This is a genomic window from Clostridium sp. (assembly GCF_051654825.1).
Lineage (GTDB): Bacteria > Bacillota > Clostridia > Clostridiales > Clostridiaceae > Clostridium.
Window position 1 is genome coordinate 104,454 of the sequence record NZ_JBOFYU010000221.1, and the last position, 19,576, is coordinate 124,029.

General features: G+C 28.3%; 20 protein-coding genes. 8 read left to right on the forward strand and 12 right to left on the reverse strand.

Features of this window, described 5'->3' with window-relative positions:
- Positions 1-73: 73 nt before the first annotated feature.
- Entirely contained in the window at positions 74-1,420 is a 1,347-nt protein-coding gene (gdhA, locus tag ACRDBA_RS13295; RefSeq protein WP_438573409.1) for an NADP-specific glutamate dehydrogenase, read from the reverse strand.
- A gap of 275 nt (positions 1,421-1,695) precedes the next feature.
- Here gdhA and uvsE point away from each other — a divergent pair, with 275 nt between their 5' ends.
- Positions 1,696-2,928 (forward strand): UV DNA damage repair endonuclease UvsE, encoded by a 1,233-nt coding sequence (uvsE, locus tag ACRDBA_RS13300; protein WP_438573410.1) that lies wholly within the window; start codon positions 1,696-1,698, stop codon positions 2,926-2,928.
- Between the two features lie 45 nt (positions 2,929-2,973).
- On the opposite strand, the gene ACRDBA_RS13305 is transcribed toward uvsE, so the two are convergent.
- The 4 genes from ACRDBA_RS13305 to ACRDBA_RS13320 form a co-directional block, all read right to left on the reverse strand.
- Positions 2,974-3,588 carry a hypothetical protein gene (locus tag ACRDBA_RS13305; protein ID WP_438573411.1) on the reverse strand — a complete coding sequence of 205 codons (615 nt, stop codon included), beginning with the start codon at positions 3,586-3,588 and terminating at the stop codon, positions 2,974-2,976.
- Between the two features lie 121 nt (positions 3,589-3,709).
- Entirely contained in the window at positions 3,710-4,687 is a 978-nt protein-coding gene (locus ACRDBA_RS13310) for a rhomboid family intramembrane serine protease (RefSeq protein ID WP_438573412.1), read from the reverse strand.
- 10 nt (positions 4,688-4,697) lie between these two features.
- Entirely contained in the window at positions 4,698-6,497 is a 1,800-nt protein-coding gene (gene pepF, locus ACRDBA_RS13315; protein ID WP_438573413.1) for an oligoendopeptidase F, read from the reverse strand.
- Positions 6,498-6,531: 34 nt separating this feature from the next.
- Positions 6,532-6,930: a DUF6762 family protein gene (locus ACRDBA_RS13320; RefSeq protein ID WP_438573414.1), complete on the reverse strand. Its 399-nt coding sequence runs from the start codon at positions 6,928-6,930 to the stop codon at positions 6,532-6,534.
- Positions 6,931-7,086: 156 nt separating this feature from the next.
- Here ACRDBA_RS13320 and ACRDBA_RS13325 point away from each other — a divergent pair, with 156 nt between their 5' ends.
- From ACRDBA_RS13325 to ACRDBA_RS13335, 3 genes are all read left to right on the forward strand, one after another.
- The gene (locus tag ACRDBA_RS13325; RefSeq protein WP_438573415.1) at positions 7,087-7,482 is read left to right on the forward strand and encodes a hypothetical protein; all 396 of its coding nucleotides are present in this window, start codon (positions 7,087-7,089) and stop codon (positions 7,480-7,482) included.
- Between the two features lie 62 nt (positions 7,483-7,544).
- Complete coding sequence (locus ACRDBA_RS13330) at positions 7,545-8,216, forward strand: metal ABC transporter ATP-binding protein (RefSeq protein ID WP_438573416.1); 672 nt, start codon at positions 7,545-7,547, stop codon at positions 8,214-8,216.
- 38 nt (positions 8,217-8,254) lie between these two features.
- Positions 8,255-9,046 carry a metal ABC transporter permease gene (locus ACRDBA_RS13335; RefSeq protein WP_438573417.1) on the forward strand — a complete coding sequence of 264 codons (792 nt, stop codon included), beginning with the start codon at positions 8,255-8,257 and terminating at the stop codon, positions 9,044-9,046.
- 35 nt (positions 9,047-9,081) lie between these two features.
- Here the strand turns inward: ACRDBA_RS13335 and ACRDBA_RS13340 are convergent, their stop codons facing one another.
- Both ACRDBA_RS13340 and ACRDBA_RS13345 read right to left on the reverse strand, forming a co-directional pair.
- The gene (locus ACRDBA_RS13340; RefSeq protein ID WP_438573418.1) at positions 9,082-9,489 is read right to left on the reverse strand and encodes a Fur family transcriptional regulator; all 408 of its coding nucleotides are present in this window, start codon (positions 9,487-9,489) and stop codon (positions 9,082-9,084) included.
- A 63-nt stretch (positions 9,490-9,552) separates the two neighbouring features.
- Entirely contained in the window at positions 9,553-10,110 is a 558-nt protein-coding gene (locus tag ACRDBA_RS13345; protein WP_438573419.1) for a manganese efflux pump MntP, read from the reverse strand.
- 188 nt (positions 10,111-10,298) lie between these two features.
- Here ACRDBA_RS13345 and ACRDBA_RS13350 point away from each other — a divergent pair, with 188 nt between their 5' ends.
- Positions 10,299-11,516 (forward strand): 6-phosphofructokinase, encoded by a 1,218-nt coding sequence (locus ACRDBA_RS13350; protein WP_438573420.1) that lies wholly within the window; start codon positions 10,299-10,301, stop codon positions 11,514-11,516.
- 35 nt (positions 11,517-11,551) lie between these two features.
- On the opposite strand, the gene ACRDBA_RS13355 is transcribed toward ACRDBA_RS13350, so the two are convergent.
- Complete coding sequence (locus ACRDBA_RS13355; RefSeq protein WP_438573421.1) at positions 11,552-12,844, reverse strand: aminotransferase class V-fold PLP-dependent enzyme; 1,293 nt, start codon at positions 12,842-12,844, stop codon at positions 11,552-11,554.
- A 154-nt stretch (positions 12,845-12,998) separates the two neighbouring features.
- On the opposite strand from ACRDBA_RS13355, the gene ACRDBA_RS13360 reads away from it, so the two are divergent.
- Positions 12,999-13,754 carry a hypothetical protein gene (locus ACRDBA_RS13360; protein WP_438573422.1) on the forward strand — a complete coding sequence of 252 codons (756 nt, stop codon included), beginning with the start codon at positions 12,999-13,001 and terminating at the stop codon, positions 13,752-13,754.
- A 7-nt stretch (positions 13,755-13,761) separates the two neighbouring features.
- Positions 13,762-14,379, forward strand: a complete 618-nt coding sequence (locus tag ACRDBA_RS13365; protein WP_438573423.1) for a DUF4397 domain-containing protein — start codon at positions 13,762-13,764, stop codon at positions 14,377-14,379.
- Between the two features lie 30 nt (positions 14,380-14,409).
- Here ACRDBA_RS13365 and ACRDBA_RS13370 read toward each other — a convergent pair whose 3' ends face one another.
- Genes ACRDBA_RS13370 through ACRDBA_RS13380 form a run of 3 tightly spaced genes read right to left on the reverse strand, consistent with a single transcriptional unit; the run spans position 14,410 to position 17,163 of the window.
- The gene (locus ACRDBA_RS13370) at positions 14,410-15,609 is read right to left on the reverse strand and encodes an ABC transporter permease (protein WP_438573424.1); all 1,200 of its coding nucleotides are present in this window, start codon (positions 15,607-15,609) and stop codon (positions 14,410-14,412) included.
- 12 nt (positions 15,610-15,621) lie between these two features.
- Positions 15,622-16,311: an ABC transporter ATP-binding protein gene (locus ACRDBA_RS13375; RefSeq protein ID WP_438573425.1), complete on the reverse strand. Its 690-nt coding sequence runs from the start codon at positions 16,309-16,311 to the stop codon at positions 15,622-15,624.
- 3 nt (positions 16,312-16,314) lie between these two features.
- Positions 16,315-17,163: an efflux RND transporter periplasmic adaptor subunit gene (locus ACRDBA_RS13380; protein WP_438573426.1), complete on the reverse strand. Its 849-nt coding sequence runs from the start codon at positions 17,161-17,163 to the stop codon at positions 16,315-16,317.
- Between the two features lie 159 nt (positions 17,164-17,322).
- On the opposite strand from ACRDBA_RS13380, the gene ACRDBA_RS13385 reads away from it, so the two are divergent.
- Entirely contained in the window at positions 17,323-19,242 is a 1,920-nt protein-coding gene (locus ACRDBA_RS13385; RefSeq protein WP_438573427.1) for an ABC-F family ATP-binding cassette domain-containing protein, read from the forward strand.
- 68 nt (positions 19,243-19,310) lie between these two features.
- Here ACRDBA_RS13385 and dut read toward each other — a convergent pair.
- Positions 19,311-19,576, reverse strand: a 266-nt coding sequence (gene dut, locus ACRDBA_RS13390; protein ID WP_438573428.1) for a dUTP diphosphatase, incomplete at its 5' end; no start/stop codon positions are given.

A 19,576-nucleotide genomic window follows, 5' to 3' on the forward strand; every position in this document is an offset into this window, starting at 1 on the left:
AGTACTAGTCTCTATTTATTATAAAGACTAGTACTATTTATAAACTCAAAATAGGGGTTACTATTTTTGAGGTTTACACTATTCCTTGAGCCATCATTGCTTCTGCAACTTTAATAAATCCTGCAATATTTGCTCCTAAAAGAATGTTTCCTGCATCACCAAATTCTTCTGATGCTTTTTTAGAATTATGATATATATTTACCATTATATTTTGAAGTTTTTCATCAACTTCTTCAAAACTCCATGATAATCTCATGCTATTTTGTGACATTTCAAGAGCTGAACAAGCAACTCCCCCTGCATTAGCAGCCTTTGCTGGACCAAATAAAACGCCTGCATTTTGTAAGACTTCAATTGCTTCTAAAGTAGTAGGCATGTTAGCTCCTTCTGAAACTACTTTAGCTCCATTTTCTACTAAAATCTTAGCTGATTCTGCATTTATTTCACCTTGTGTTGCACATGGTAATGCTATATCACATTTAATATTCCATATATTTCTGCATCCTTCTTCATATTTTGCAGTTGGAACATGATCTAAATATTCTTTTATTCTTCCTCTTCTTACTTCTTTTATATCTCTAACTACATCTAAATTAATTCCATTTTCATCATATATATATCCATTTGAATCACTTAATGCTACAACCTTAGCTCCTAATTCAGTAGCTTTTTGAGTTGCATAAATCGCAACATTTCCTGATCCTGAAATTACAACTGTTTTTCCTTCAAATCCTGAACCATTGTCTTTTAACATTTCTTCAGTGAAATAAACTAATCCATATCCAGTAGCTTCTGTTCTTGTTAAGCTTCCTCCATATGTTAATCCCTTACCTGTTAATACCCCTTGGTCATTAGCTCCTCTAAGCTTTTTGTAATAACCATACATATATCCTATTTCTCTTCCACCAACACCTATATCTCCAGCTGGAACATCTGTGTCTGGTCCAATATGTCTACATAATTCTGCCATAAAGCTTTGACAAAATCTCATTACTTCTGCATCTGATTTTCCTTTAGGATCAAAATCAGATCCACCTTTTCCTCCACCTATCGGAAGTCCTGTTAATGAGTTCTTAAATATTTGCTCAAAACCTAAGAATTTTACTATACTTTGATTTACTGATGGATGGAATCTTAATCCCCCTTTATAAGGACCTATAGCACTGTTAAATTGAATTCTAAATCCTCTGTTCACTTGAACATCCCCATTATCATCTACCCATGGAACTCTAAAGAAGATTTGTCTTTCTGGTTCAACAATTCTTTCTAATATCCCAGCTTTTATGTATTGAGGATATTTGTCAAATACAGGCACTAAAGAATTTAAAACTTCTGTAATAGCATCTAAAAATTCACTTTCTCCTGCATTTCTTAACTTAACTTGATTTAATACTTTTTCTACATATTCTCTACCTTTCATATTTCCATCTCCCTTGTAACATTTTTCTAATTACTTATATAATACATTATCACGAACTATTTTACTATATTTTTTTAAAATATATGCTCATTTTATTTATTTAATATAATTTTATGTTTTTTCTTGATATTTTATTAATAGTAAACCTTTTTTTCCTTGTTAATATTGAAAATTTAGAATTTTTAACCTTTTTTATATTTATTGAATAATTATTATATTTTAGGGAATGATAATGAGGTATGTAATTTTATTATATTAATATTGGAGGTAACTAAATGAAAATAGGATACGCTTGTACCCCTCTTTTAGTTCCATATAAAACAACTCGTAAATTTTTAATTAAAGCTTATTCAGATGATTTAATGATTAATTATACAAAATTAAACTTAGAAGATTTGATGAATATTTTAATTTATAATTATAACAATGGAATAGATTTATTTAGAATTAGTTCAGATATAATTCCCTTTGGTAGTCATTATATAAATACATTTCCTTGGTGGGACCATTTTAAAGATGAACTTATACAAATTGGAGACTTTATAAAAAACAATGGTCTTAGAGTTTCTATGCATCCGGGTCAATATACAGTACTAAACTCTCCTACTGAAGAAATTGTAGATAAGGCAATTATGGATTTAGAATATCATGCAGACTTTTTAAACGCATTAGGCTTAGATTCTACTCATAAAATAATTATCCATATAGGAGGAGTTTACGGTAATAAGGAATCTGCAACAAATAGATTTATCGAAAATTACTTTGAATTAAGTGAATCTGTAAAACAAAGACTTATTATAGAAAATGATGAAAAAAACTTCTCAATAGATGATGTTCTTTATATAAGTGAAAAAACAGGTGCTCCTGTTATATTTGATAACTTACATAATTCTTGCTTTAACGATAATTCTTATACTTTAGAAGAAATATTAACAAAGGTGTCTAAAACCTGGAGTGAAAAAGATGGAAATATGAAGGTTCATTATAGCCAACAAAATCCATTAAAGAAAAAGGGTTCTCATTCAATATCTATTAATATAAATGAATTTTTGGATTATTTATCTGTTGCTTCAAATTTTGACATAGACATAATGCTTGAAGTTAAGGATAAAAACATTTCTTGTATAAAGGTTATAAATACTATTGAAGAATTAGAAGATGGTATTCAACTTAACTCTGTTTATGAGGAATTTGACAAATACAAACTCTTTTTTGAAGAAAAAAAATCGTCTCTTTCTGATTTTCCTTCTTCAAATGATTTGACTTCCTTTAATGTGCTTTATAAAATAGTAGATGATTTAATTTATACTCCTTCTACTGACATTGATTTTATTAATACTATAAAGAAAGTTTACTTATTGTTAGAAAATAATTTAAACACTAAGGAAATTAACCACTTTAATAAACTACTAATTGATGAAAAGTTTATTAAATGTAAAGAATACCTACAAAAAATGTCTATAAAATATAATAATCCTATAAATGAATCGTATTATTTTATATATTAAAAAGAAGATATGTCTATTTAAAGATCATATCTTCTTTTTTAAGCTTTATTTACTTTTCATTTCATTTAACATAGCTTCTATTATTTTTATCTTTTTTCCTTTTGAATGAAGATATATAGGTATTGCAGTGATAACTCCTACTCCGCTTCCACATATAATATCCCACATTGTATCTGATAAACCATTTTGAGCATATAACCCAAATAATGAATCCGTAGTAAATTCCCAAATTTCCCATATACCTGCTGCTGCTGCTGCAAATATAATAACAAATATTGCTGGTGCCCAAGGATTAATATTTTTATTTTCATCTGCTCCAAATAAGTATATATATAGTATATATCCTAATATTGCTATTATAGCTCCTGATGCTAAATGAAGATATTTATCATAATGTGGTATTGAATAAAAGTTTAATATACTTGCTAAATACATTGAGAAAAATACAAAGATTAATATTATATAATATGATATTGAAGATTTCTTTATAAAACTTTTTCTATAAAATAGATAACATCCACCTACTGTAACAGCATTTAACGCTACTCTAAATAACTTTTCACCATTGTTAAATATAAAATCATAAATCCCAGTAATAGCAAGTAGTATTATAAATGCTAAGGTTACAAGTTTTTCTTTATTATACTTTTTAAATTTCATAATCTCACTCCTAACATTATTAAAGCGCTAAGCATTTTGTTAAATAAGAATTTCATTTTAGTATAACAAATCTTTTTCTATTACTGTATATTTAATAGTTAATAATTTTTTAAACTTTCTATTAACTACATATTACTTTCTTTTTAAATAATAAAAAGGACATTATTACACCTACTATTAAGCCTCCCAAATGACCATAATTATCTATATTAGAAACAGTAAGTCCAATAACTATATTTAATATTATAACTTGCAATATATTGTTCATAAATTGCTTTCCTATATTTTCTTTTTCCTTAAATGCAAATACAAGCATAGCACCTAATAGTCCAAATATTGCACCTGATGCTCCTACTGAAATACTGTTTGGTGCAAATAAATAGCTTAACAAGGACCCACCTAAAGCTGATGTGAAATATATAATAGCATATTTCTTTATTCCATAAATCTTTTCTACCTGAGTTCCAACTATTTTTAATGCAAACATATTAAATAATATATGAGTTAATCCTCCATGTAAAAATGCTGAAGTAATTAACCTCCAAACCTGTCCCTCATTAATTAATTCATTTACCTTTGCCCCTAGATGTATTAAAGTGTATGCATCTATATCAAATATATTTCGTGATATTATCATTGAAATTATATATATTAATATATTAACTGTCATTAAGAAATAAGTAAGCTTGTATTCTTTAATACTCACCTTTTCACTTGTATCTGACTTTACCATATAATCAATAATAGGAACTAAAGCCTTTGCTCCTTCGTCACAATAAATTATTTTTCTTTCTTTTAATGAAAATACCAATCTTCTATTGTTATAATTTTTTTCTATTTCTATATAATCACCTGAAGCTATTATTACTGAATTTAAAATATGGGGCTTTTTAAAAGCCCCTTGTAAATATTCATGTGCTTCTAGATTATTTATATCTTCTTCTGAGTCCTTTGTTACTATAACTCCTACTATAACCTCATCTAACTCTAATATACCAATCCATTTTTCTTTACTACTAAAATTACTTTCATAATTTCTCATAAAGAATCCAGCTTTTTTACTTAATATATTAAAGAATATATTCTCAAACTTCTCCATAAACCCCTCTTTAAATTTCCTTATCTAGCATATCTAATAATTCATTAAATCTTTCTATTGTAGCTTCTAAAGGCATGGAAGTTGTCATATCTACTCCCGCCTTCTTTAAAATATTTATTGGATAATCACTTCCACCACTCTTTAAGAATCCTACATATTTTTCAACAGCACCCTTTTCTCCATCTAAAATTGCCTTTGCAAAAGCTGAAGCTGCTGCATATCCAGTGGCATATTGATAAACATAGAAATCTGAATAAAAATGTGGTATTCTTGACCATTCAACATCTATTTCTTCATCAACAACCATATCGCTACCAAAATACTTAACATTTAAATCATGCCATGCCTTATTGTATTCATCTGAAGTCAATGAATCACCTGCTTCTAATGTTTCATGAGTAAATAATTCAAATTCTGCAAACATTAATTGCCTAAATACAGTAGTTCTTATTTGCTCAAGCTCTTGGTTTATTAAGTATAGCTTCTTTTGCTTATCTGTTTCTTTATTTATTAAATAATGAATAAGTAATGCTTCATTTGTTGTTGATGCTACCTCAGCACAGAATAAAGTATATCCTGCATAAATATAAGGCTGCTCCTTTCTAGAATAATATGAATGTATTGAATGCCCCATTTCATGAACTAATGTAGATACATCATTTAATTCATAGTTATAATTTAATAAAACATAAGGCATTGTGCTATAGCCACCCCAGGAGTATGCTCCGCCCCTTTTACCCTTGTTTTGATAAATATCAATCCATCCATCCTTTACTCCACTTGTAAATATAGATGCATACTCGTCACCTAAAGGCTTTAATCCCTCTAATGCCATATCTACAGCATCATTAAACTCTATATGATCTTTAGGAACTTCTATAACAGGAACATATAAATCATACATATGCATCTCATCTAAACCTAAAAGCTTTTTCTTTAAAGATATATATCTATGAAGAGATGATAAATTATCATTTATTGTTTTTATTGCATTTTTATATACTTCTTGTGGAATATCATTTGGCTTTAATGATGCTTCTAAAGCTGAAGTATAATTTCTTACCTTAGCACTAAAGTTAAAGCATTTAATTGACCCTGATAAAGTTGTAGCTAAAGTATTTTCAAAGCCCTTATATTCTTTATATAATGTTTTAAAGGCTTCTTCTCTTACTCTTCTATCCTTGCTTTTTATAAATGAAGAATAATTTCCTTCTGTAAGCTCTACCTTATGACCATCTTCATCAATAATATCTCCAAACTTCATATCTGCATTAGTCATCATATTGTGAATTGATTCTGGTGCTGAAAGACAATCTGAAGCAGCTGCTAAAAGCTCTTCTTCAACCTTACTTAAAATATGAGGTTTTTCTTTTAAAATATCATCGAATAAGAATTCATATTCTTTAAGCTCTGGTTCCTTAGAAATTGTATCCTTTATAAATCCTTCTGGTAGTTCTAAAACTTCTGGAACAAAATATGCTGTATATGTAGCAAATTCAGCCATATATGAATCTACCTTATTCATCATTCCTTGATATTTAGAATTAGATGTATCTTCATCACACTTTAAGTGAGCATAAACATATATAGTTTCGGCCGTATTAGCTATATCTACATAAAGCTTTAAATATTCCTTTAAAGAATTAACATCACTTAAATTCCCCTCAAAGGTCTTTAACTTTGGAGCATCTTCCTTTAATTTTTTAAAGGCTGCCTCCCACTCTTCATCTGTTTTAAAAATCTTGTCAACTTTCCACTTGTATTGCTCTTCAATTTCATTTCTTGATTTTAAAACTTTTTTATCACTCATATAATGATTTACCTATTAAATAGGCCCTCCTCTCTTACTTATACTCTTCTTCTTTTCCTTTAATATCTTCAAAAACTTTTTTCATAGTTTCATCAATTAAAGCTACACAATTATCTAATCTTTCCTTTATTACTGCATAATCATCTTCATATTTAAATTTTATTAAAAATGTAGGATTATATTCATCTAATACATCCTCAATTTCAAATCCATTTTCTTCGAATATATCATTATTGAAAAGATCATATATTGCTGAGTATTCCCATTCTTCTACATCTTTATTTGTATCAAAGTATAAATTAACTAAATCTTCTAAAACAAAAAGCTTTTTAACAAATAGTGCTCCATCTGAAACTTCAAAACTTCCTAATTCCCTTGTTATATAACCTGTTTCCTTATCTTTTTCCATTAAAACTAAACTTGAAAAATCCATTTGTTGTTCCTCCAATATTTTATCTTTTTTTATTTGTGTTATGTGTTTCTCTTCTATTATATGTTTTATCCATATAATAAATCAATATATCTATTTACATAATGGTAAATTATGGTAATATTATCTTATTAACATCTTTTTTTGAGGAGGGTATTTATGAGAAAAAAAATTTCTAAAAAGGCTTTAAAGATGACAAGAAAGGAAAGACTTAAATTAAGGAGAAGAAAATTTTTCACTTCATGTGCTGTTTTCTTAGCCTCAGTAATTGCTTTATCTACCTTAGTTTATTTTCTTGTAATTAATACTAAACTAAAAGACTTAAATTATGCTATAAAATATTACTTTACTAGTAGCAATTTAAAAGATGAAAGACTTCTTGAAGTACAAGAATTTGATTTAGAATTTAACGATGGAGAAAAAGCAGTAATAACAGCTTATGGACTTACTCATGAAAAACCTCATTTAATAACAAATGTTAAAGCTAATTTAAATAAAAATGAAAAGGGAAAATGGACTTTAGATAAAACATCACTAGTATCATATAAAAACTAGTTGTTGCAAATTATTTGCATTATCATATATAATAGAGCTAGAAATTTTAGGAGATGATTTATTTGATTACGATAAACAATTTATGTTTTTCATATATAAATAAGCCACCATATATAATAAATTCATTAAATTTAAAAATACCCAAGGGTGCTTATGTTTCTGTTATAGGTGAAAACGGTAGTTGTAAAACTACACTTATAAAATTAATCCTAGGCTTACTTAATCCTAGTGCTGGCTCTATTGATATTAATAGTTCTTCCATAGGATATGTTCCTCAAGGGTTAGATTCTTTTAATTCAGAATTTCCAATTACAGTTTTTGAAGTTTTGAATTGCCATAAGAAAACTTTAAATAATAAATCTATAAATATAGATGATATTCTAAAAAAAGTTAATATGATTGATTTTAAAAACAAGCTTCTTGGTAATTTGTCAGGGGGTCAAAAACAAAGAGTTCTTATAGCAAGAGCTTTAATGGGAAATCCTGATATTATAATTTTAGATGAACCTTCTACCGGCGTAGATGAAAATAATCAAAGAGAAATATACAATATTCTTTTTACATTAAATAATAAAGAATCAAAAACAATTATGTCTATTGAACATAATATTGATATTGCTTTAAAAAATTCAACGCATATACTTAAAGTTCATAATGGAAATGCAGAATTGTTTACAGTTTCTGAATATAAAAAAATAAGAAAGCAAAATATTACTCTTAATAATGCTATATAAGTAAATATGATCTTTGTTAATGGGAAAGGTAGGTCTTAATGTTTCAATTAGAATTTATGCAAAATGCCTTTATGGCTAGCTTAGTTATATCAATACTATGTCCTTTTATAGGGCTGTTTTTAGTTCTTAGACGTTACTCTATGATTGGAGACACTCTATCTCACTCATCCTTTGCTGGAGTTGCAATAGGATTAGTTATAGGTGTTAATCCATTAATTACTGCATTTTTATTTACATCATTATGTGCATTAATAATAGAGTTTTTAAGAGATTATTATAAAAAATATGCAGAATTAGTTATGTCCCTTGTTTTAACCTTTAGTTTAGGTATTGCAATTATATTAATTAGCAGTGGCAAGGCATCTGCAAAAGTAAATTCCTATCTTTTTGGTAGTATTCTTACTGTAACTAAATCTGATATTTTCTTTATAACTATTATAGGAATTATTTCTTTAATAATTTTAATGTTTTTATATAATAAATTAGTTTATATTACCTTTGATGAGGAAGGAGCTAAAACTTCTGGAATCAAGGTTAAATTAATAAATTACATATTTACATTGCTAGTAGGTACAACTATTTCAATGTCTATTCAAGTTATGGGTATTTTAGTAATTTCATCAATAATGGTTGTTCCTGTTGCTACTGCAATGCAACTTAAAAAGAGCTTTAAATCAACATTAATTTATTCAATTTTATTTGGGTTCATAGATATAATGCTTGGCTTAATTCTTTCTTATTATATAAATAGTGCTCCTGGAGGTACTATTGCACTTACTTCAGTGTTTACTTTAATATTAGTTATAATAATTAATAAATTTAAAAAATAAAAAATAACCTTTAAGATTAATAACAATCTTAAAGGTTATTTTTTGCATTTATCACATACACCTTTTAACTCTAATTTATGTTCTATTAAACTAAATCCTACTTGAAGCTTTATAATTTCTTCTATTTGCTCCATTGGACACGGTACTACTACTTCTTTATTGCAAACATCACATTGAAGAGTATGATTATGTTCATTAGACTTCATTGTATAAAGAGATGGTCCATCTCCAACACTTATTTTTTTTATAATCTTATTTTCTTCAAATAACTCAAGACTTCTATATATAGTACTTAAATTTAAGTTTTCTCCACTATTCTTACATTCATAATAAAGCTCTTCTGCACTTAAACCTTTATTTGATGATTCAATAATATTTAATAGTGATATTCGTCCTCTAGTAATTTTTATCTTTTTATTCTTTAGAAAACTCTCCCACTTCATAGTTCTTCTCCTATTGTTAATTATTAATTACATTATAGCACACTTAATTAAATATTTGTAATTCTAAAAAAATATCATTTTTAATGCAAATATAACTAATATTATTCCGCCTAAAAAATCAGAATACTTACATATAAAATCTATTTTTCTCATATATCTACATAAAAAGAAACCTATTGTGCATATAAGTAAAGTTATTAATCCAACTAAAAGTGAATCAACAAATAAAATTGCAAATCCACCTATATGATGAAATGCTGTAAATCCAACAACTAAAGCATCTATGCTTACTGAAACACCTAAAACTATATACATACAATTCCTTATTAAAAGAGAATCATCCTTATCTTCCTTTTTAAATCCTTCAATTATCATTAGTGAACCTATGCATCCTATTATTATTCCCCCTATTACATTAGGAATACTAGCTATATATGTATCAAAAAATATCCCAGCCACTCCTCCTATAAAAATAAACAAAAACTGAAAAATAGCAAAAGATAATATAAACTTTATCTTATTTTCCCTTTTAAGTATTGGATTTATTCCTAGGCTAATGCTTAACCCAAAAGCATCCATTGCCATTGCTATACCAATAAAAATAACTTCCTTAAGTCCCATCCATATCTTCCCCTCTCCATTAATAACATATACTCTATATAATATTACTAAATATAGTATTTATGATTACAATATTTAAAATAAACACTTTATTTAATTTAAAATATGTTGTATATTATTAATTAGAGTACATATAAAATTAAAAAGTATATCACATTTTGTATTTTATTATAAAGGAGAGTAACTTAATGGCGAATTGTATAATTGCTCAATCGGGTGGTCCAACATCTGTAATTAACTCTAGTGTTGTAGGATTACTTCAAGCAAATAAAGACTTAAAAATATTCGAAAAAGTATATGGTGGATTAAATGGTATTGAAGGTATATTAAATGGTAATGTAGTAGAACTTTCATCATTTTCAGATGAAGAAATTCAAACTTTCAGATACACTCCATCTTCAGGATTAGGTTCTTGCAGATATAAGATGAAGAAATTAGAAGAATCTACTGAAGAATACGATAAACTTCTAGAAATATTAAAAGCTAACGACATTAAGGCATTTTTCTATGTAGGTGGAAATGACTCAATGGATACTACTGCAAAGCTTGGTAAATATGCTAAAGAAACAGGGCTTGATATAAAGTTTATAGGAATACCTAAAACAATAGATAACGACTTAATGTTTACAGATCATACCCCTGGATTTGGTAGCGCTGCTAAATTTATAGCTACTACAACTTTAGAAACATATTTAGATGCTTCTGTTTACATAAACAACGGAATATTTATACTTGAAACAATGGGTAGAGATACTGGTTGGCTTGCTGCTTCTGCTTGCTTGGCTAAAATAGATGGTAAACCAGTTGCTGATTTTATTTATTTACCTGAATCAGCCTTTGATATAGATAAGTTCTTATCTGATGTAAATGCTAAGTTTAAGGAACAAAATAAGGTGTTTATAGTTGTCTCAGAAGGAATAAGAAATGCTGAAGGACAATTTGTTACTGAAATAAAATCACAAGCTCACGATAAATTTGGACATGCTCAACTTGGTGGAGTTGCAGCGTACTTAAAAAATCTAATAATAAACTCTGGTATAACTAATAGAGTTAAAGCTCTAGAGCTTGGAGTTCTTCAGAGATGTGCTATACACTGTGCTTCAGATTTAGATTTACAAGAAGCATTCGATGCTGGATATTCAGCTCTACAATTTGCTAATGAAGGAAACAGTGGTTATATGGTAGCTATAAAAAGAGAATCATCTTATCCTTATAAGGCTTCACATTTCCTAGTAGAAGCTGATAAGATAGCTAACAACGTTAAGTACTTCCCTTCTGAATGGATAAATGAAGAGGGAAATCATATAAATGATGAAGCAATTTCATACTTTGAACCGTTAGTTCAAGGAGTTCCAAACTTAAAGATAGAAAATAACTTACCTAAGTTTAAAACATTTAATAGATAAAAATAGAAGTCCGATTAAAATCGGACTTTTATTTTTTAAAGTTTACTTATCCATTCAATAGTATTTAAAAATATATCTACTTCATCTATGCTATTATATAATCCAAAGCTAGCTCTAACCATCCCAGGCATTTTACAATTAATATTTACTAAATGCTCGCAAGCCTCTTCATCAGTAAGCTTCAATAACCTTTTTACATACGGATGAGCACAAAAAGCTCCCTGCCTTACTGCAATCCCTCTAAATTGAGCCAATATTTTAGCCACTTCCGCATTATATAATCCATCGATATTAAAAACAACTATTCCTAATTTATCTTCTATATTTTCCACATCTCCATATAAAGATACCTTAGAAATTTCCTTCATTCCGTTTAAAGCTCTCTTTAATAATACTTTTTCATTTTTATCAATTTCGTCATACCCAACATCTTTTAAATTCTTCATAGCTTGTACTAAAGCTACAGCACCAAAAAAATTTGGGCTTCCAGCTTCATCTTTTTCAGGTGGCTGTAACCAGACCGCTTCATAATCTAAAACACCTTCTACTGTTCCACCACCTTTTAAATCTGAATCTACTTCCATAAACACTTCCTTTAGCCCTATAATTGCTCCACTTCCAAAAGGCGCATACATTTTATGTGCAGAAAAAACTAAAAAATCCACTGACTCTTCTTTATTATCCCCACAAATATCCACTCTTTTATGTGCTACTATTTGAGCTCCATCAATAATTAACTTTGCTCCATGTTTATGAACCATCTTTGCAATTTTTTTTATATCATTAACATACCCTGTTACATTTGAAGCGGCTGTTATTGAAACATATTTTACATTTTGACTATTTTCTTCTAGTATTGTTTCTAAATCTTCAAATTTTAATCTTCCTAACTCATCTACTTCAACATACTTTAAATTGCATTTATCTCTCCAAGGTAAATCATTAGAATGATGTTCCATTCTAGTTGTTACAACTATATCTGATTTGTCTTTAATAAGCATATTAGATAATCTATTTATCCCTTCTGTTGTGTTATTAACAAATATAGCTGTATATTTATCACTTGGTGCATTAAAGAAATTTAAAATATATTCCCTACACTCACTATATATTTTAGTAGTTAGTTCCGATTTTTGACCCATGCCTCTTCCTATAGAACCATAATCCTCACTTACTTCAATTATCTTATCCATAACAGATTTAAATACAGGGGTGGTAGCTGCATTATCAAAATTTATAGGAACTATCTCATGTCCACCTAAGATAGGCACTTTTTTATCTATTCCAATAAATAAATTTCTTAAATAATCATTCCTAAATCCATTCATTACCTTACCTCCCATATATCCTATTCAAGAGTAATAATTATGGTGATACTAAAACATTGTAATAAAAACTAATACTATATCATATTTTATAAAGTAACATATAAGTGTGTAAAACATATATTTATAATAAAATATTCTAAATTGGAGGGAAAAAATGAGTTCAAAAAATAAAAAGGTTGTCAATTGTGATGATGATATGCAATTTGTCCCGCTAACTCTTCATTCACCTTTTTCAGCTAATGATTCCCAATGGGTTCCTCTTGTAAATATAGATGCTAATTCAGTTAATGAAATGACTAATAATTTTTTTGTAGGATTTACTCCTCCTTGCACTGGTAACATTCTTGATTCTGGAGTTGTATCAATGCCTGCTCTTCCTATATTGCCATTTGAAGAGGTAAATAACCCAATTAACATTAGCAATGAAAACAAATCACCTTCTACTTCTGATAAAGAAACTTCTGGTTCTAAAAAAGCTCCTAAAAATACTTATGATAAAAATAATCCATCTACAAATGATACAAATGCTAACATAGGTGATATAGACTTATTGTATCCATCAGAAAATCCATCTGATGAATTATATTCATATAATGAATCTAATGGGTCTCCTTCTAAATGTATTCCTAGAACTGACTTAGATGATTCTAAAGACATTATAATAGATGATCCTATTTTGACCCATATGCAATTACTTAGAGATTATGATTTTAGCTATGAGGAACTAGATGTATTTACTGATAGAAGTGATAAATGTAAAAATGAAGTAGATGATGTGTTTAACAAATTAGTTACTGAATCACCAGGTATATTAGCTGCTTTAAAGGCTTATAAAGTTCCATATCCAATTTCTATGCTAATAATCAAAAAAATTATTAAACTGACACTTAAAATTTGTAAGGAGGAGTAGTTATATAATGGTTTTATTTAGAGATAATTTGCCTAATTTAAAATCTAAAATCAGATTCATACATGCTGTTCCATCAGCTGCTGCTGTTGATATATATGCTAATGGTGAATTAGTAGCTAAAAATATTTCCTTTAGTAATATAAGTTGCTATTTTGATGCTGCACCAGGTAATTATGAAGTTCAAATTTACCCAAGTGGTACTTACGATTCTCCTTTATTTACTAAAAATATTGATATAATGCCTAACTCAGCTTCAACAGTATCTATAATAACATTATCAAATAAAATAGATTTTTTTGTTCTTAATGATGCACCAACACCTACAAGTATAACTAACTCTTTTGTTCGTTTTATAAACTTGTCTCCAAACGCTCCACTATTAACTTTATCATTACCAAATGATATTTCTCTTTTTAATAGTGTAGAATATGTAGAAACAACTGGATATTATCCCCTTTCACCAGGAATTTATAATTTCAAAGTATTTTTCGCAAGTTCAGAGGGATTATCTAAGTTTATAAAAAATATAAAACTTTCTAATGGTGGATTTTACACAATTTATATACTAGGATTATTTAATGGTAATCCTAAATTAGGATCTTTACTTGTGGATGATGGTAAATAACTTAAGAAGAGGAAGGTATAACCTTCCTTTTTATTCTTCTCTTAATGCATCTATAGGATTTAATTTAGCGGCTTTTTTAGCTGGATATATTCCAAAAAATATACCAACTGATGATGAAAATATTATAACTAAAACTATATGTGTAAATGTAAGTTTAGGAGTTACACTCATTACATTTCCAACTGCAAAGGCTCCTGTAATTCCTATAATTAATCCAATAATTCCACCTATTAACGAAATAATAGTTGCCTCTGTTAAAAATTGTACTAATATACTTTTAGTAGTTGCTCCTATAGCCTTTCTTATTCCTATTTCCTTAGTTCTTTCAGTAACAGAAACAAGCATTATGTTCATTACACCTATACCACCAACTAAAAGTGATATTCCAGCTACTGCTCCTATAAATGAACTAAAAATATCTATAACCTTATTAATTTCTTCTACTTGTCTAATCATTTTTTCACCAATATATAAATCTTTTCCCCTATTATTATGACGAGAAGATATTATATTAATAGCTTCATTAGTTGCTTCTTCTATTTCTTCCTTTGAACGAGCTAATACATATACTGAATCTATTCTTGATTTCCCAAAAAGCTCATCTACAGAATTTTTAGGCATAGTTATCATAGCTGGTATATATTCAATTGGCGCTGCTTCCATATATCCTGGTGATTTTGTAACTCCTATAATAGTTACCTTCTTAAGGCTTCTTGCATGACCAACAAGTAGGCTTTCACCAATTACTTCATCATATCCAAATAAAGTTCTTGCAGTAAATTCATCTATAACTGCTACTAGCTTTCCTTCTAAATTTTCTTTATCAGTAAAATACCTACCATAAAGTACTTCTTCATTTTGTATATATTTATAATCTTGAGTAACTCCATATATATAAGCTTCCTTCTCCCCATTATTGCTCTTACACATCCCTACTCTTGTTATTATTGGAGTAATATATTTTACATATTCGCTTCTTTCTCTAATAGCTTCTATATCATCAATTTTTAAGTAATCACTATTGCTTGCTCTTCCATGATCAACCTTTATTTGAACTGTAGCAGAACCTATTTTTTCTAACTGACCTGTTATTACTTCTTTTCCACCTTTACCTAAGGATATTATAGCTATAACAGAGCTTATTCCAATAATAATTCCTAACATAGTTAAAAAGCTTCTTAATTTATTTGATTTTATACTTTCTAAAGCCATCTTAAAATTTTCTGCCATTACACTCACCTTTTAAAGAAGAATTGGAGATATATTTTCATCCTTATATATCTCTCCATCTCTTACACCTATAATTCTATTTGTGTACTTGGCTATTTCATCTTCATGAGTTACCATTATTATTGTTGTTCCCTCTTTATTTAAATCTTGAAATATTTTCATAACTTCTAAGCTAACCTTAGTATCTAAATTTCCTGTTGGCTCATCAGCCATAATTACAGAAGGATTATTAACTATAGCTCTTGCTATTGCTACCCTTTGCCTTTGCCCCCCTGAAATCTCATTAGGCTTATGCTTAATCCAATTAGTTAATCCAACCTTTTCAAGAGCATCTAATGCTCTTTTATATCTATCTTTACTATTTACTCCTGCATATATCATTGGTAGCTCTACATTTTCTAATATGCTCATTCTTGGCAATAAGTTAAAGCTTTGAAATACAAAACCAATTTCTATATTTCTTATTTTAGCAAGTTCATCATCAGTAAGATTTTTAATTACCTTTCCATTTAATTTATATTCACCAAAATCGTATCTATCTAAACAGCCTAATATATTCATTAATGTACTTTTTCCTGATCCGGAAGCTCCCATAATAGATGTGAATTCACCCTTGTTTATATTTAGAGAAATTCCTTTTAGAGCCTTAAAGTTTATTTTTCCCGCGGAGTATGTCTTTTCTATATTTTTAAGCTCTATCACACATTAATCCTCCTTCCTAATTTTAGCTCCATCTACTAAGGTACCAATAGGATTCAGTACCACTTCCTCATCAACATTAATACCTGAAATTATTTCTACTTCTAATTCTCCTTCAAGACCTATTTGAACTTCTCGCTTTTGAACTACATTATCCTTAATTACAAATACATAATTCCTATTACCTTTTTCAGATTTTATAGCTTCAGTTGGAACTAATAAAACATCAGTTTTTTCTCCTACCAATATATCTATCTCATTTTTAAACCCTACTATTAACCCATCAATACTATTAAGATTATCTACTTCCGCCTTTAAATAAGCTTCATTATCCATAGATCCTTGATACATTTTAGCTACTGGTGAAATAATCGATACCCTTCCTTTTATATCCCCATTGCTCCCCCTAACAATAACCTCTTGATCCACCTTAACTAATTTGCTATCGTTTTGATTTAATAAGATGCTAATTCTTAAATCTTCTATATTTTGAACTATTATTACTGGCATAGTAGGACTTGAGTATCCACCATCAACTACATTTATTTCACTAACAACTCCATTAATGTCTGACTTTATAGTAGAAAAAGGTAATGTTAATAGTAACTGTCCCTTTTCAACATAATCTCCAACAGATACATTTACTTCATTTATTATCCCCTCTTGTAAATAATATTCCTTTTTTTCCTTTGATTCTATTACACCTGTTGTATTTATATATCTATAAACTTCACCTATTTTTGCCCTATCATATTTTACTTTTGCTTCATTATTATCATCTTTTATTATAAAAAGAATTATTGCTGCAAATATAATAACTACTACACTTAATAGCATCATAGTTTTCTTCTTCATTTTCTCAACTCCTAAATACTCTTATCTCTATAAAAGTATTTACTATACATAGAAAATTTATGTATAAAATACAATTCTTTTGTTTATTTGATTAGAAACACATATAATAGTATAATTATCTTAATATTATGGAGTATTTGTAATAATTGGAGGATAGATATGATAGTTTTAAGTTGCAAAGATATATGTAAAAGTTATGGTATTAGAGATGTTCTTAAAAATGTTACTCTTTCTATTAATGAAGGTGACAAAGTTGGAATAATCGGTGGAAATGGAGAAGGTAAATCAACACTATTTAAAATAATTTCTAAAGAGCTTTCTCAAGATGATGGAGAAGTTTTTATAGATAAAAATAAAACTATAGGTTATCTTACTCAACATGTAGATTCTGATTTAAATAGCACAATTTATACAGAAATGACTTCTGTATTTAGTGAGTTAAAAAATATTGAAGATAGATTACTAAAGTTAGAAGAAAAAATGAATGAGCCCTATGATGAAAATAATGCTGCTTATCACGAAAAGCTAATAAAAGATTACACTACTCTTCAAGATTTATATTCTCATAAGGGTGGATATACATATAAGGGTGAAATATCAAGAGTATTAAAAGGTCTTGGATTTACCGAGGGAGATTTTGATAAAACTATTGGTACATTAAGTGGTGGACAAAAAACTAGAGTATCATTATGTAAATTACTTTTAAAAAATCCTGATATCATCCTACTAGATGAGCCTACCAATCACCTTGATTTAGAAGCAATAGAATGGCTTGAAGATTATTTAAAATCATATAAGGGAACCGTTTTAGTTATATCCCATGATAGATTTTTCCTTGATGCTATAACTTCACATACCTTTGAAGTAATTAATGGTCATGTAAATTGCTATAACGTACCTTATACTAAATTTATTGATTTAAGAAAGAAAAAATATGAAGCTGATTTAAAAGCTTATACTCTGCAACAAGCAGAAATTAAACGACAAGAAGCAATTATAGAAAAGTTTAGAAGCTTTAATAGAGAAAAAAGTATTAAAGCAGCAGAAAGTAGAGAAAAAGCTTTAGACCGAATGGAAAAAATAGATGCACCTGATAAAGAAAAGGAAGCTTCTAAAATTCAATTTGAGGCTTCAATTAAAAGCGGATATGATGTATTACATGCAGAAAATCTATCTAAAAGCTATGGTGAAAAAACTTTATTTACAACTTTAAACTTTGATTTAAAAAGAGGAGAAAAAGTAGCTTTAATAGGTGAAAATGGTCGTGGTAAAACTACATTATTTAAAATGATTTTAGACCAAGTAAAAGGAGATTCCGGAAATATTATTCTTGGAACAAATGTTAATGTTGGTTACTATGATCAAGAACAATCTGACTTAAACTTAGATAAAACAATTATAGATGAAGTTTGGGATGAGTTCCCTAACTTAACTACTTCAAAACTTAGAGGAGTACTAGCTTCCTTCCTATTTACAGGTGATGATGTATTTAAAGTTATAAATACATTAAGTGGAGGAGAAAAATGTAGAATAAACCTTTTAAAGCTAATGCTTTCAAAGTCTAACTTACTTCTTCTAGATGAGCCTACAAATCATCTTGATATTATGTCAAGAGAAGCCCTTGAAGATGCATTAATAAGCTATGATGGGACTTTAATGGTTATATCCCATGATAGATACTTCTTAAATAAAGTTATTGGAAGAATTTTAGAGCTTCAAATTGATGGTACTAAGGAATACCTTGGTAACTATAGCTATTTCCAAGAAAAAAAGCTTAACCCAACAAGATATCAAGAACTTGAAGATTTAGCTAATGGAAAAACTAAAACTCAGCTTAAGGATGAAAAGAAGAAAAAAAGAGAGCAAGAAAAAGAAGAAAAAGCTCTTAAGCAAAAGCTAAAAAAACTTGAAGAGGAAATTGCTTTAAAGGAAGATCATCTTCTTCAACTACAAGAACAGCTTTGCTTAGAAGAAATTTATTCTAATCCTAGTAAAAGTGAAAGAGTAAATAAGGAAATTAAAGATGTTGAAGAAACTATTTCAAACATGTACGAGGAATGGGAAGATTTAGCTCAATAGACTTATAAATATAATAATCACCAGAAAAGACTTCAATCTTATCTGGTGATTTTATTATCTATAAGCTACTATCTTGTTCCTGTAGATCCAAATCCACCTTCTGCTCTTTCTGTATCTGAAAGACTTGATACTTCTTGTACATCTACATACCAAACTGGCTTAACTACCATTTGAGCTATTTTCATTCCCTTTTCAACCTTAAATACATCTTTTCCATGATTTATTAATATTACTCCAATTTCTCCTCTATAACCTTCATCAATAGTTCCTGGAGTATTTAAAACAGTTATTCCATGCTTTAATGCTAAACCACTTCTTGGTCTAATTTGAGCCT